The following is a 15,248-nucleotide window of genomic DNA, read 5'->3' on the forward strand; positions in this document are numbered from 1 at the left end:
TCCTTACTTAACGTTCTTTCCCTTCATAAACTGTATGATTGCATATGCTGCAACCCGACTAGTCATGTTACGAATATCAATAGTAGGGTCAATTTCCACGATATCAATCGCCATTACTTTCGGATGCTTTGCTACTTGGAAGATAGCCTCAAGCAATGTATTGCTGTCCATGCCACCTGGACCAATTGCAGGACACCCTGGTGCAAATGCTTGATCTAATACATCCATATCCAGTGAAATGTATATAACATCAACTCGTTCTTCTAGCTTCCTCAGTTCTCTGGCTAATATATTCGTCATCGTTATGTAACGAATGTCTGCCATGGAATACACCGAAACCCCTTGTTCCTTCGCATAGTCATGATAAGCTTTGGCGTTCGTAAAATCACGAATCCCAATTTGTGCTAAGTTTTCCCCACTAATTGAATGATCTTCTAGTAATCTTCTAAAAGGAGTCCCGTTTGTAGGTCCTCCATCCTCTGTATTCCTTAAATCATGATGGGCATCAAATTGAATCACTCCAACTTTTCCGTAATGCTCTGAGAATGCTTTTATGGAAGAGTAGCTAATCGAATGGTCCCCACCAAGCATAAACCAGTTTTCCACAGCTTCTGTCGCAAAAATATCCGTCATTCCTTCATAAAGTCGCCTTTGGTTTTCAACAATTTCTGTTGGATTCATTTCCAAGTCACCAAAATCCAAAATAGGATCTAATAAGTCCACACCTAATTCTCCAGAATACGTGGAATAACTCTGCATGGCATCTCGGATTGCTTCTGGTGCAAATGATGCTCCTGAATGGCTGATAGAAGGTTTGGATAACGGGAGACCAACTAAACCAAATTTACCCTTTTTCTCATTTTCCCAACCTGTTAGTAATTCCTTCACCTTCTTAGTATAACGATCTTTAAAAATTGCTTTTCCTGCTGGTTTTAGGTGACGAATGTTGCTCATCGAATCTCCTGCCTTTGATAAATAATCTCCCCACTTTTTATTACCGTATTAGTATGATTCACACCATAATGGTAAGGAATGTACATATAATTTGGTGCATCCCAAATCACAATATCTGCTGCACGCCCTACTTGAATCGAACCTGCTACATCCCCACGACCAATAGCATGGGCAGCATTAACCGTAACAGCATGCCAAATTTCATCAGGTGTTAATTTTAATTTAAGTGCAGCAATCGACATAATTAATTGCAAGTTTTCTGTAACGGAGCTTCCTGGGTTAAAGTCAGTCGAAACGGAAACTGCTGCACCAGCATCAATCATTTCTCGTGCCCGCGCATAGTCATCCTTTCCTAAATAAAAACTAGTACCAGGCAAGATTACAGCAATCGTATTAGAATTTGCCAACTGCTTAATTCCTTCATCTGAAGTAACAGCCAAATGGTCTCCTGAAATTGCCCCTAATTCAACAGCAAGTTCCGTACCACCTAATGGATCAATCTCATCTGCGTGAAGTTTCACATCAAAGCCTTTTTCTTTAGCTTTTAATAAAAACCTTCTCGATTGCTCCACCGTAAAAACACCTGTTTCTGTGAAAATATCAACAAATTCGGCAAGTTGATTCTCTTTTATTTCATCAAACATATCGGCCATATCATTTAAAAACTTCTCTGGATCCTCTTTATATTCTGGTGGAATGGCATGAGCTCCTAAAAAGGTAGAAACAATATCAAGAGGATGCTTTTCATTTGCTTCTTTTGCTACTTTTAATTGTTTTAGTTCCGTTTCACGGTCTAATCCATACCCACTTTTTGCTTCCACTGTCGTTATTCCATGCATCGCCATGCGATCGAGATGAAATAACGCTTTATCCAATAAATCTTCAAAACTAGCATTTTTAGTTGCTCTTACTGTCGAGAGAATTCCTCCACCACGCTTTAAAATTTCTAAGTATGGTACCCCTTGTTGTTTAAGGGCCATTTCTTTCTCCCTCGAACCACCAAAAACAAGGTGTGTATGTGGCTCTACTAATCCTGGAGTAACTAGTTTTCTATTAGCATTAATCGTTTGAGTTGCTTCAATGGATTGTATATCGTCCATTGAACCCATCCACACTACTTTTCCATCGCGAACTCCAATGGCTGCATTTTCTAATACAGTAACCTCATTCATTCTCTTACCTTTAACAGGCCCGTCATTATCCATTGGTAATAGTTGCCCTATATTTATAATTAACGTATCAACTTGCATCATCTTATTCTCCTCTCTCTATTTTTTCATAGGTATAGTTATATCATGGTCATCAGCAAATTGGATGGCCGATTCATAGCCAGCGTCGGCATGACGAATAATTCCCATCCCAGGATCTGTCGTTAACACACGTTCTAATCTCTCCTTCGCTAAATCTGTTCCATCAGCGACAGCCACCATTCCTGCATGAAGGGAATATCCCATTCCTACGCCACCTCCATGATGGAAGGAAATCCATGAACCACCTGCAGCTGTATTAATTAATGCATTCAACACAGCCCAATCTCCAACAGCATCACTTCCATCTTTCATTCCCTCTGTTTCACGGTTTGGAGAGGCTACAGAACCACAATCTAAATGATCTCTCCCGATTACAATTGGCGCTTTGATTTCTCCTTTACGAACGAGTTCATTAATCGCAAGCCCCATTTTCACACGCTCACCATAGCCAAGCCAACAAATTCGTGACGGTAACCCTTGAAAAGCAATCTGATCCTGTGCCATATCAACCCAACGAATTAGCGCCTCATTTTCTGGAAAAAGTTCTTTAATAAGCTCATCCGTACGATATATATCTTCTGGGTCTCCTGATAAAGCTGCCCAGCGAAATGGCCCTTTTCCCTCACAAAATAATGGACGAATATAAGCAGGAACAAAACCTGGGAAGTCAAAAGCATTTCGAATCCCTTCATCATGTGCCACCTGTCGAATATTGTTCCCATAATCAAAAACAATGGATCCTTTTTCCTTAAACTGCAGCATAGCATCTACATGTCGCGCCATGCTTTGCTTCGCTATTTTAGTATAAGTATCCGGATTTACTTTTCGGAGTTCATCTGCTTCTTCTACAGAGTATCCAATTGGAACATAGCCATTTAGTGGGTCATGGGCAGAGGTTTGATCAGTTACAATGTCTATTTGAATATCCTTTGTTAATAATTCATGGTGGATTTCAGCAGCATTACCGAGTAAGGCAATAGACAGTGCACGACCTTCTTCCTTCGCCTCTTTTGCTAAACGAATGGCTTCATCGACATCCATCGTCATTACATCACAATATTTTGTATCTAAACGTTTTTGAATACGACTTTGATCGACCTCAACGGCAATAACGACACCCTCATTCATTGTCACTGCTAGAGGTTGGGCACCTCCCATCCCACCTAGTCCTGCTGTTAACGTAATCGTTCCTTTCAAAGAGCCGCCAAAATGTTTCTTTGCCACTGCTGAAAATGTTTCATACGTTCCTTGTAAAATCCCTTGTGTTCCGATATAAATCCAACTACCTGCTGTCATCTGGCCATACATCATGAGTCCTTTTTTGTCTAATTCATGGAAATGATCCCAATTTGCCCATTTTGGAACTAACACAGAATTTGATAGTAAAACTCGCGGTGCATGCTGATGCGTTTTAAAAACACCAACCGGTTTTCCAGATTGAATTAGCATTGTTTCATCATTCTCTAAGTTTCTTAGGGTCTGTTCAATCGCTCGAAATGCCTCCCAATTTCTCGCTGCTTTCCCGATTCCACCGTATACCACCAATTCCTCTGGTTTTTCCGCAACTTCTGGATCTAAATTGTTGTATAACATACGAAGTGCTGCTTCTTGTTCCCATCCTTTACACTCTAATTCCAACCCTTTTTTCGCACGAACATTTACCTTTTCCATATACCCCACCCTTTATAAAAATTAGTTATCGTTTCATGTTTCAAACAGCTCTACGTGAGTCATTTCACTCGTCCTCAACCACTCCGTTAATCGCTCAATATCCTTCGAAAAGATTCGGTCCTTTACAATGGTTGGTACAATCGCACGAGCCTGTTCATATAGCTCTCTAGTTTGACTTGCCATTTTTTCGATTCCTCTAAATTCAACCGCCTGCATCGCACAAATTAATTCAATAGCAACAACCCTTCTTGTATTTTGAAGCATTTGTAATGCATGCCTTGCTGCAATTGTCCCCATACTGACGTGGTCCTCCTGATTTGCTGAAGATGGGATGGAATCCACACTAGCTGGATGTGCTAAAGTTTTATTCTCTGAGACAAGTGAGGCAGCACTGTATTGCATAATCATGGCACCCGATTCCAATCCTGGATTTGGACTTAAGAATGGTGGTAAATCATTCAGCTGAGGGTTAACAAGCCTTTCAATACGTCGCTCCGAGATATTGGCTGTTTCTGAGATGCCTAGTTTTAAAAAGTCCATCGCAAAGGCAATAGGTTCCCCATGAAAATTTCCACCTGAAACAATTTTATTCCCGTGTGAAAAGATTAGTGGATTATCCGTTGCCGCATTTATTTCAATTTCAAGTTTTTCTTTCGCATAATACAACGTTTGCCAACATGCTCCCAACACTTGAGGGATACAGCGAATTGAATAGGCATCTTGCACGCGTAATTCTCCTTGAGAAGTTACTAGATTACTATCTTCAAGGTAGTCTCTAATTCTAGAAGCAACTTGAATTTGTTCCTCGTGACCTCGTGCTATGTGTAAATCATGATCGAAAGCATCCTTAATCCCTTGTAATCCCTCTATTGTCATCGCAGCAATTTTCTCACTTTGAATTAAGAGTTTTTCCATCTCTAGGTTTGCAATTATCCCAACCGCTGTCATCGCCTGTGTACCATTAATTAAAGCCAGCCCTTCCTTTGCCTTCAAAGTAAGGGGGGCAATATTAGCGGCATCTAACGCTTCTTTTGCTGGCATCCGTTTGTTTTTATAAAAAACCTCTCCTTCCCCAAGTAATGCCAGAGCTAAATGAGATAATGGGGCAAGGTCACCGCTAGCACCAAGTGACCCTTGTTGCGGAATAACCGGATGAATGCCTTCATTAAGAAAATCAATTAACTGTTGAAGGATAACTGGACGTATTCCTGAATACCCTTTTGAAAGTGCATTTGCCCGAAGTAAAAGCATTGCCCGGCTTATCTCTTCTGAAAAAGGTTCCCCCACGCCACACGCATGGGAATGGATTAAATTCAATTGGAGATCGTCTATATCTTCTTCTTTAATGATGACATCGCTAAATTTTCCAAACCCTGTATTAATTCCATACATCGTCTTTTTCTCATCAATCATCTGTTGTACGACCTGTCTATTTTCTTCTACCAGTTTTAACACCTTGTCATCTATATCTACTCGCTCTGACTGGTATACAACACGTTCAATTTCATCAATGGTTAAAGTAGACCCTGTTAGAATTACCATGTCACACCTCCATGTTAATGCTTTAATTTAGTAAAGCAGGCAATTAAAAAGGAGACGTCGGTTATACCGAGTCTCCGTATGTTTGATTAAAGGATTGGACTTGCAAATTGTGTAAAACCATTGCGACACCCCTGAAAGTTTTAAATATTCTTATTATTATTGTAAGCGTTTTCTTTATTGAAATCAATAGGGAAATAGGAGGAGATAAAAATTACTCCCTTTCTCTCTCCCAATAGTCCACACCAGATTCATCATCCAATACATCGCGGTAAAAGACGGGGTTTGATTTCCCCTCTTTTCGCTGCCTTCGATAATCTTGAAGTGCACGATGGGCAATTTTATACAATTTTGTAATTGCATATAAGTTAATTAAAGCCATAATTGCCATCGTTAAGTCCGCTAAAGCCCAAACAAAATCAAATGCAGCCACAGAACCAAATACAACCATAGCAATAACTGCTATTCTGTAAATAAACAATGCAACAGGGCTTTCTTTTATATATCCAATGTTACTTTCTCCATAATAATAATTTCCAAGTATGGAGCTATAGGCGAATAAAAATATGGCGATGGCAATAAACATTTCGGACCATTCTCCAATATGTGCTGCAAATGCATTCTGTGTTAGTTGAATTCCGTCTAAATCACTACCAGCATATCCACCAGCAGATATGATAATAAATCCTGTTGCAGAACAAATAAGGATTGTATCAAAGAATACACCTAGCGCCTGAATAAACCCTTGTTTGACAGGGTGAGAAACGGATGCAGTTGCCGCAGCATTGGGCACACTTCCCATCCCCGCTTCGTTTGAAAAAAGACCCCGCTTAATTCCCATCATTATTGCAGCACCAAATCCACCACCAGCTACTTCTCTGAGACCAAAAGCATTGGCAAAAATAAGTGCAAACATTTCTGGTACTGCAGATATATTAATTAGTAAAATAAAGAGGGCCATCGCAATATAAATGATAGCAAGCACAGGAACAATGATTTGTGCTACTTTAGCAATGCTTTTTAATCCTCCAAAAATTACTGCTGCCGTTAAAACAGCAAGCACTGCAGCCATAATATTTTGATTTACCTCAAATCCTCCGGAAAAAGCCAAACTAATTGTATTGGATTGCACCGAGTTAAAAACGAGTCCATATGTAAAGGTAATCGTGATTGCAAAGATGACACCGAGCAAACGATTGTTAAGCCCTTTCTCCATATAATAAGCAGGTCCACCTCGATATTGGTCCTCCTTATCTGGCACCTTATAAATCTGGGCAAGGGTACTTTCAACAAAACCTGAGGCTGCCCCTAATAATGCAATTAGCCACATCCAGAATAGTGCTCCTGGTCCACCGACCGCAACAGCTGTCGCAACGCCTGCTAGGTTTCCAGTTCCTACTCTGGATGCAGCACTAATCGCAAAGGCCTGAAAAGAAGTAATTCCTCTTTTCTTCTTATTCGTAGGCTGATCTTTTTCAAACATTACCCGGAACATTTCAGGTAAATTGCGAAATTGAACAAATCCAGTTTTTATCGTAAATAAAAGTCCTAATCCTATAAGCACAATAATTAACACATAAGACCAAAGGACATCATTAATCGAGCCTATGAAATCTTCTAGTAAAGTCATGATATGATCCCCTTTCAATTGCTATTATTAAAAAAGTCTTTCTTAGCTTAACCAGTTTTAGCCAAATATCTCATAAGTTTTTTTGGGGGACTGTATGAAAGTTATCCACTGTATTTTTATAAATTCCAATTCCACGAAAAAAGGCACTAACCGTTTTGTACGGTTAGCACCCATTTTAAAGACTACTATAAAGTTGATCTTACTATACACCTTTATTCCACGGAAAACTTGTTCCGAATTTTGTGGCTAGCTGGCGAGAGTTTCTTCTTCTTTCTTTTCTACGTTCTGCCCGTAGAGGCGCTTCCTTATGTAGGAGCTCTTCTAATTCTGTCTCTGGATAGACTGTAGGCACTGGTGCAGGGTTACCGCTCTCGTCCACTGCAACAAATGTTAAAAAAGCTGTAGTACACACTTTTCTCTCACCTGAGAGGAGATCTTCTGCTACAGCCTTTACAAATACCTCCATTGATGTATTATGTGTCCAAGTAACAAATGCTTCTACACATATAGAATCCCCTTCTTTCACCGGTTCTAAGAAGTCTACGGAATCTGTTGAAGCTGTAACTACCGGTTTTCTAGCATGGCGAACAGCGGCAATTGCTGCAACATCATCAATATATGCCATCAATCTTCCTCCGAATAGAGTACCATGGTTATTTGTATCTGGTGGAAGAACATGCGCTGTTTTTACTGCTAAAGAATTTGAGCAAGGCTTTTTCTCCATTTTGTTTCCTCCATTCATATATATAATGGATAATTGCTTTCCAATACGGTTCCTCATTAGTTTACCCAATACCTGTTATAAAATAGGGGAAAGCAGTCTAGCAATCGATTCTTTAAACCGTATCCCTAAAGAACGGCGAGCATATAATTTCTTTGTCATTTGAGTCGATTTTTTTATATCACCTTCAAAGGATTCTACTAATCGCATACTTAGAGCTTCATTATACAAGAAGGCATTTACTTCAAAATTCAATCGGAAACTACGAACATCAATATTAGCTGTACCAACAGATGCAATTTTCCCGTCAACTACAATCGTCTTTGAATGCAAAAATCCATTTTGGTAAATATACACTTCTGCACCTGCATTTAATAGATCTCCAACATTTGAAAAAGTAGCCCAGTAGACAAATGGATGATCCGGTTTATTTGGAACCATAAGTTTAACATCAACCCCTGATAACGCCGCAATTCGTAACGCATCTCTCAAACTTTCATCAGGAATAAAATATGGTGTTTGAATATATACATATTCTTTTGCCGACATAATCATCTTAATGTACCCATTTTTTATTTGTTCCCAGTCTGAGTCCGGCCCACTAGAAACAATTTGAATACTAACTTCCCCACTCGGCATCCCTTTGTAATAGCGGTCATTATATAAGATGTCATTACGTGAAGCTTGGTTCCAATCTAAAATAAAACGAGTTTGCATGTTTTCAACAGCTTCCCCAACAACTCGTAAATGCGTATCTCGCCAATAACCGAACTTTTTGCTTTTACCTAAGTATTCATCCCCAATATTAAAACCACCAATATATCCGACACTTCCATCAATAATGGCTAGTTTACGGTGGTTCCTGTAATTAATTTTAAAATTAATTTTCGGGATTTTCGGTGGGAAGAAGGCTTCAATTTGTACCCCTGCTTTTAGCAATCGTTTAATGTATTTTCGGCTTAATAATCTAGAACCCATATCATCAAAAAGGACACGAACCTCCACACCCTCTTTTGCCTTTTTCATTAGTACATTTGCAATTTGATGCCCTAGCGTATCGTGCCTTATTATGTAGTAAAGCAAATGAATATGGTCGGTTGCCTTTTCCATATCACTAATTAAAGCTGCAAACTTCTCTTCCCCATCATTAAATATCTCTACCGCATTATCCTGAGTAAAAATTGCATCGTCATTTCGTAGATGCAAATAATACAAATCCTGATATTCCTTAAGGTCAGTATCTTTAAATTGAAAAGTTCCATCCTCTATTGCTCGCAATTGTGCCTCAACTGCTCGTTTTACCCCTAATCTTGCTTTGGTATCCCAAGTGAAAATGCGTTGTTTGCTAAGACGTCTACCAAATATTAAATATACAATGAATCCAACGATTGGGATAAACAATAGAACCATTAACCATGCCCATGTCGCACTAGCATCTTTTCGCTCTAAAAATACAATCGAAACACCTAAAACAATGTTAAGGAAAAGAACAATACCTAACAAATAGGACATGATTTCCATTTTATAATATCCCCTTTAAAATGTGTCATACTAAGAAAAGCTAGAAGCGCCTCGGTCACCCCCGACAAGCTTAAGTCGAGCCTCGGCGTGGCGATCTTTGCCACAGAGAGGATTGACTTAAGACCTCGAGGGGGTAGGCGCTGGAGCTAGACATCTCAGAAATTTTATACATTCTTATCTCTTAAGAAAAGCTAGAAGCGCCAAGAGTCAAATTCCTTGCTTCTATTTATTAACATTTATATTTGTTACTTACCTATTACTATACTATACTATATCAAAAGGTGGTGGAACCATGAAGAAGAAACCATATGCATTAGTTGTTGGCGGAACAGGAATGCTTGAGAAGGTGTGTCACTGGCTAGTTGATCAAGACTATTTTGTATCTGTGATTAATCGACACGAAGAAAGGTTTCAGGAAATGGTTAAACGGACGAAACAACCGGCGAAACAACCGGAGCGTTTTCACCCATTAACACTTGATTATCATGACGGGGAAACATTACAATCAAAGATTCAAGAAGCTGTTTCCGAGCATGGGGTACCCGATTTAGTTGTAAGTTGGATTCATTCCTCTGCTCCAGAAGCGTTACCAATCATTATGAAACACTGTGAAACAAGAACGGAACCGTGGAAGTTACTACATATTCAAGGGAGTTCTTCTTTTTTCGTAAAAGAAAACACGCCTGTTCCTGAGAACTGCCAGTACAGACGTGTCTATCTCGGATTTGTAGTAGAAGATAACCAATCACGTTGGCTGACACACCATGAAATATCTAATGGTGTTATCAAAGTATTACAAAAGGATTATAAAGAAACAGTCGTTGGGACGTTGAAACCTTGGCATAAGCGACCCGGTTAATGAATTATAATTGATTCAGCGCATTCTCAAGATCTTCCCAAATATCCTCCCATGCCTCAAGACCAACAGATAAACGAATTAATTGATCAGTAATACCCATTTTCAAACGTGAATCTTCTGGTACAACGGCATGGGTCATGGTGGCAGGGTGCTCAATTAATGTCTCTGCATCCCCTAGACTAACCGCAATTTTTAAGAAAGAAAGGTTATTTAATAATTGTTGAGCATCTTCTTTTGAGCCATCGATTTCAAAAGAAATGACCCCGCCTCCTCGTTTCATCTGTTTTTCTTTTATTGCATAATCAGGATTACTCGTATCGTTCGGATAATAAATATTTGCTATTTTAGGATGCGTTTTAAGTCTTTTAACAATTTCTTCTGCGTTATCACAATGCCTATCAAGACGGATTGGTAATGTTTTCAGTCCCCTTAATAAAAGCCAAGCATCAAATGGCGAAATGACACCACCGATATCTTTTTGTGTTGTCATAGCAACCTCATCTAAGAAATCCTTTTTGCCAACTACTAACCCGGCAATGACATCCCCATGTCCACCAATATATTTCGTTGCACTATGAATAACAACATCACATCCTAATTCTAATGGTTGTTGTAAATAAGGTGAAGAGAATGTATTATCAACGACAACTGGAATGCCGTATTCCTTGGCTACTTCAGAAACCATTTTCAAATCAATTAACTTCATTGTCGGGTTAATTGGTGTTTCTACATAAATACAGGTTGTTTCTGGTCTTATGAGGTCACGTATTTCTTCCTTCGTTGCCATTTCAGAAAAATCATGATCGATATTATATTTTTCTTTCATCATTGTTAATAGTCCGAACGTACAACCATAGAGTCCTGAAGAACAAAGAATATGGTCATTTGCTTTGGTAAGGGCGATTAAAATAGCAGAAACAGCTGCCATACCAGATCCAAATGCAAGACCTCTTTCCCCTTTTTCAAGTTCTGCAATCCGTTCTTCTAATACAGTAACTGTAGGGTTTCCTAGTCTAGAATAGATATAACCGTCCTCTTCACCTGCAAAACGGCATTCCCCCTGCTCAGCACTTTCAAACGTATACGTAGATGTTTGAAACAACGGTGTCGTCAGGCTTCCTAACATGTCCTTTGCATCATACCCGTGATGGATAACGGAAGTTTCAAATCGTTTATTATTACGAACCATGAACCTCTCCCCCAATTAATTGAATTATCACATACCTATTATTATGATAATCTAAAAAACTTATTTTTGAAAGCGTTTTCTTTTTGACTAACTAAACAAGACTATTGCATTTTTAATTTGATGGCTCTAAAATAAGGTAAATCTTTAAATCAATGAGATTTCATCCTGTGCGTTGTATGTGCCATTAAAGCTACTTGATCGTTTCTAGTTGAATTACAAATGATAGTTACATAGAAGTTGTTACCTTAATAGAAATGGGGAATACACATGAATCAAGATATAGATAAATTAAGTGTGTTGTATGCTAGTGGGGCATACATACTTTGGGGGTTTCTTCCTATTTATTGGAAGTTAGTGGAGGAAGTACCAGCATGGGAAATTCTAGCACATCGAATAATATGGTCATTTCTCTTCGTTATCATTATTATACTTTTTTTAAGAAAGCAAACAGCATTTATTAAGGAAGTAAAGTGGATCATTAAGGATTGGAAAAAAATGATTGGTATTACGCTTGCTTCCATAGTGATTAGCATTAACTGGGTGACTTACATATGGGCCGTCAATAATGAGCATGTGTTACAAGCAAGTCTTGGCTATTACATAAATCCATTAGTTAGTATTCTTCTTGGAATGATCGTACTTAAAGAAGGAATGAATCGAACTCAACTTATCTCTTTCCTTTTAGCCGGTGTAGGTGTTCTATATTTAACCATCAGCTATGGAGTATTTCCTTGGGTTTCTTTATTATTGGCATTTTCCTTTGCTACTTACGGTTTATTAAAGAAAATGGTTCCAGTTGGATCAATCTTCGGCTTGGCGATTGAAACGATGATTGTCACACCTATTGCACTAACGTATTTATTTTTCTTGCCAATTAATGCATTTGACTTAGGGTCAATCGCATCACAAACAAATCTATTGTTAATTGGAGCTGGCGCTGCCACTGCAATTCCTCTTCTCTTATTTGCAAGTGGTGCAAAAGGTATCCCACTAGCTATGGTCGGATTCTTGCAGTATATCGCTCCAACCATTATGTTGTTATTAGGGATATTCGCATATGGCGAAACATTTTCACATGCCCACATGATCTCTTTTGGACTTATCTGGATCGCTTTAGTCATTTACTTAACGACCGTCTATAGACGCCCTGCAAAAGTACAAAAACAATATAACCATTAACATTACTTTTAAAACATACAAAAATTGGGTATATATAAGTAAGTGTGTAGAAACCTATTTTAAATAACATATAATAAAGAAAAGCGCAGAGCTAGACATCTCTGAACAAAAGATCAGAGTGATTGTACGTATAAATAAAGTCAAACATTTTTAGGTGTGAAAAATGTTAAAAAAAGGATTAATCGGATTTATAATAATATTAATAGGTATCGGAATAACCCTCTTTATCGTTGCATCAAAATCTGAACAAGGGATTAGTAAGCCAGGATTGACAGTAGCTAATGAAGATGTGGTGGAAGAACAGCAAGTAGAGGATACCGAAGAGGTAAATGACTCTACAAGTAACGATAATGAATCTGAGATAGAAAAAGAGTCAGAGTTAGGCCATATTCTAACAGAAGGTATCCATAAGGTGTTTGAGGTATTCCAAAATAACGAATATCATATTTCTGCTATTGGGGATTCTCTAACACAAGGTGTTGGTGATGAAACCGAAAATGGTGGCTTTGTCGGAATTTTAGAAAGCCAATTAAACCATGATAATCAGCAAGTAACGTTTGATAACTTTGGAAAAAGAGGAAACAGAACTGATCAATTACTTACACGCCTTAAAGAGCCTGATATTATTGATTCAATAAAAAAGGCAGATATCGTTATCTTTACGATTGGTGCAAATGACATCATGCAAGTAGCTAAGGAAAATTTCACGAATTTGACTTACGAAGTCTTTGCAAAAGAACAAATCAACTATGAAGACCGACTTCGACAAATTATCGAAACAACTAGGGATTTGAACTCAAATGCCGAGATTTATTTAATCGGTTTTTATAACCCATTTATCGAGTACTTCCCAGAAGTTAAAGAACTCGACCAAATTGTTACCGAATGGAACCGTACAGCGAAACTTATCATTGAACAAGATACAGAAGGGACTTTTATACCGACAAAAGACCTTTTTCAAAACTCGGAGGTTCGTCTTTTAGCTGATGATCATTTCCACCCGAATTACTCAGGCTATCAACGTATTGCAGAACGTGTACTTGACTATGTAACGGAACCTCAAAGTGAATAAATATTATACGATGACCTATCCTTTATTTAAATTAGATTGGTAGAGATTTATCTCGCCGGGTCAATTCCTTACACAATAAATACTAAATAACTAGACAAAAATAAGGGTGGTGGCGAAATAATGACTGAACAAGGGGAAGGTAAAAAAAATAAGTGGAAACAGTGGTTTTTCACTCTACTCGCATTCAATATTATAGTATTGTTCAGTCTAGTTGTGCTCATTTATTGGCCAGTTTCTGCTCCAGATTTACCTGAACAACAATCCGTACAAAAACCGGAAAGCTCTGAATTTATCATTCGTACCACCAAAAACAACTTAACTGATTTAGTAAATGCTTATCTTGATGAGTTATTAAAGAACTCGAAACATCAGTATCAAGTCGTATTGGAGGACGATGTTCATCTAGTTGGAGAACTTCCCGCTTTCTCAACAACTGTTCCTGTTTCCATTCGACTAGAACCAATTGTTCAGGAGAACGGGGATGTAATTTTAAAACAAAAGAATATTTCACTAGGTTTACTGGAATTGCCAAACCAAAAAATAATGGGATATATGAATAAATATCTACCTTTGCCAGAATGGGTCGTCATTAATGCTAAAGAAGAGGAAATATATGTTGCAGTTACCGAAATGGATATCCGAAGTAATTTCGAAGTAAGTGTTGAGCATATTGATCTTGGGGCGAATCATCTAGCGTTCAAACTTAACGTACCCTATGAAACGTTAGGTATTGAGGGTGATTCTAATAAATAAAGGTAGAGGATTGACGTGGTGATTTCCTCTACCTTACTACAAATTGTTTTACTTTTTCTCTAACAGAAAATATTAATGATTGTTTGGCGATAATTGGGGTCCCTGTTATCAGTTTTCCATCTACTTCTACTTGTTTTTGATAGTCTGCTAGTTTCCCTTGATACATTAATTGCAAACCACCTTGTTCTCTTATATCAGCTGGGGTTGTAAAACATGCTGGTTTATCAAGCTGGAACCCGTGCACATTTTCCATTGCTGTAGCGACAAATTGAGAACAGAATAAAGCATTTTTACGTTTAAGATCGATTTTTAATAATACGCCTATAAGTCCTAAAAAGTTATATTTATAATTACATGCTTCTGCTTCAATTCGCTTGATATAAGTATTGATTTGATAATAATCATCTTCTGATAGTTGAAATGAATAAACTGCACAGTTTGCTTTACTTAAAAATTCCCCGTGTATATCTTCTCGTACAAAGCCACCACTGAAAGGGTTGTTTGGATTTTTTCGACCAAAACTATACAATTCTTGTAAATCTTCATCAAAAGCAATAGATACATGGTTTAATTGTTTACGAGTAAAATAATTTATTAAGCGAGACAATACTGTTCCTGTATCTGTAAAGAGAAAATAAATCGTTTTTTCTTTCATAAAATCCCCCCTCACCAATCTAACAAGAGAACATATTTTAATATATTCAAAGATGTCTAACTCCGAGAGCTCTACGTTTTTCTTATTTCATAATCTATACTTTACCTAAAAAAAATTGAATAGACAAGTGAATTTTTCAAATTTTACATAAAAACAATAGTATTTACATACAAAATATAGGACTTTCTTATAAGATAAGAATGTATGAAATTTCAGAGATGTCTAGCTCCGAGCGCCTGCGACTAGCGAGACTTC

At 38.0% G+C, this 15,248-nt stretch carries 13 protein-coding genes; 4 read left to right on the forward strand and 9 right to left on the reverse strand.

From position 1 onward, the window contains the following. Positions 1-3 precede the first annotated feature (3 nt). The 7 genes from hutG to cls all read right to left on the reverse strand — a co-directional run bounded on the left by hutG (position 4) and on the right by cls (position 9,286). Positions 4-954, reverse strand: coding sequence for a formimidoylglutamase (gene hutG / locus BUB12_RS11850; protein ID WP_072891133.1), 951 nt, complete (start codon positions 952-954; stop codon positions 4-6). Then, complete coding sequence (gene hutI, locus BUB12_RS11855; protein WP_072891134.1) at positions 951-2,204, reverse strand: imidazolonepropionase; 1,254 nt, start codon at positions 2,202-2,204, stop codon at positions 951-953. The genes hutG and hutI overlap by 4 nt, the downstream gene beginning before the upstream one ends. Before the next feature lie 18 nt (positions 2,205-2,222). Further along, positions 2,223-3,875, reverse strand: a complete 1,653-nt coding sequence (hutU, locus tag BUB12_RS11860) for a urocanate hydratase (RefSeq protein WP_072891135.1) — start codon at positions 3,873-3,875, stop codon at positions 2,223-2,225. A gap of 33 nt (positions 3,876-3,908) precedes the next feature. After that, the gene (gene hutH / locus BUB12_RS11865; RefSeq protein ID WP_072891136.1) at positions 3,909-5,417 is read right to left on the reverse strand and encodes a histidine ammonia-lyase; all 1,509 of its coding nucleotides are present in this window, start codon (positions 5,415-5,417) and stop codon (positions 3,909-3,911) included. A 211-nt stretch (positions 5,418-5,628) separates the two neighbouring features. After that, positions 5,629-7,044 carry an alanine/glycine:cation symporter family protein gene (locus tag BUB12_RS11870; protein ID WP_072891137.1) on the reverse strand — a complete coding sequence of 472 codons (1,416 nt, stop codon included), beginning with the start codon at positions 7,042-7,044 and terminating at the stop codon, positions 5,629-5,631. 202 nt (positions 7,045-7,246) lie between these two features. Next, positions 7,247-7,768 carry an acyl-CoA thioesterase gene (locus BUB12_RS11875; protein WP_072891138.1) on the reverse strand — a complete coding sequence of 174 codons (522 nt, stop codon included), beginning with the start codon at positions 7,766-7,768 and terminating at the stop codon, positions 7,247-7,249. A 75-nt stretch (positions 7,769-7,843) separates the two neighbouring features. Continuing rightward, positions 7,844-9,286, reverse strand: coding sequence for a cardiolipin synthase (gene cls, locus BUB12_RS11880; protein ID WP_072891139.1), 1,443 nt, complete (start codon positions 9,284-9,286; stop codon positions 7,844-7,846). A gap of 292 nt (positions 9,287-9,578) precedes the next feature. Here cls and BUB12_RS11885 point away from each other — a divergent pair, with 292 nt between their 5' ends. Then, a complete protein-coding gene (locus tag BUB12_RS11885) occupies positions 9,579-10,145 on the forward strand; it encodes a short-chain dehydrogenase (RefSeq protein WP_072891140.1) in 567 nt (188 codons plus the stop codon). A 4-nt stretch (positions 10,146-10,149) separates the two neighbouring features. On the opposite strand, the gene megL is transcribed toward BUB12_RS11885, so the two are convergent. After that, on the reverse strand, positions 10,150-11,334 hold the full coding sequence (gene megL / locus BUB12_RS11890) for a methionine gamma-lyase (protein WP_072891141.1): 1,185 nt from the start codon (positions 11,332-11,334) through the stop codon (positions 10,150-10,152). A gap of 267 nt (positions 11,335-11,601) precedes the next feature. Between megL and rarD the strand changes: the two genes are divergently transcribed. The 3 genes from rarD to BUB12_RS11905 all read left to right on the forward strand — a co-directional run bounded on the left by rarD (position 11,602) and on the right by BUB12_RS11905 (position 14,338). Then, the gene (gene rarD, locus BUB12_RS11895) at positions 11,602-12,513 is read left to right on the forward strand and encodes an EamA family transporter RarD (RefSeq protein WP_072891142.1); all 912 of its coding nucleotides are present in this window, start codon (positions 11,602-11,604) and stop codon (positions 12,511-12,513) included. A gap of 163 nt (positions 12,514-12,676) precedes the next feature. Continuing rightward, on the forward strand, positions 12,677-13,585 hold the full coding sequence (locus BUB12_RS11900; protein ID WP_072891143.1) for an SGNH/GDSL hydrolase family protein: 909 nt from the start codon (positions 12,677-12,679) through the stop codon (positions 13,583-13,585). A 120-nt stretch (positions 13,586-13,705) separates the two neighbouring features. Further along, positions 13,706-14,338: a YpmS family protein gene (locus BUB12_RS11905; protein WP_072891144.1), complete on the forward strand. Its 633-nt coding sequence runs from the start codon at positions 13,706-13,708 to the stop codon at positions 14,336-14,338. Positions 14,339-14,366: 28 nt separating this feature from the next. On the opposite strand, the gene BUB12_RS11910 is transcribed toward BUB12_RS11905, so the two are convergent. Continuing rightward, a complete protein-coding gene (locus tag BUB12_RS11910) occupies positions 14,367-14,993 on the reverse strand; it encodes a hypothetical protein (protein ID WP_072891145.1) in 627 nt (208 codons plus the stop codon). Positions 14,994-15,248 lie beyond the last annotated feature (255 nt).

The sequence above is a fragment of the Ornithinibacillus halophilus genome, from assembly GCF_900129485.1.
Lineage (GTDB): Bacteria > Bacillota > Bacilli > Bacillales > Amphibacillaceae > Ornithinibacillus > Ornithinibacillus halophilus.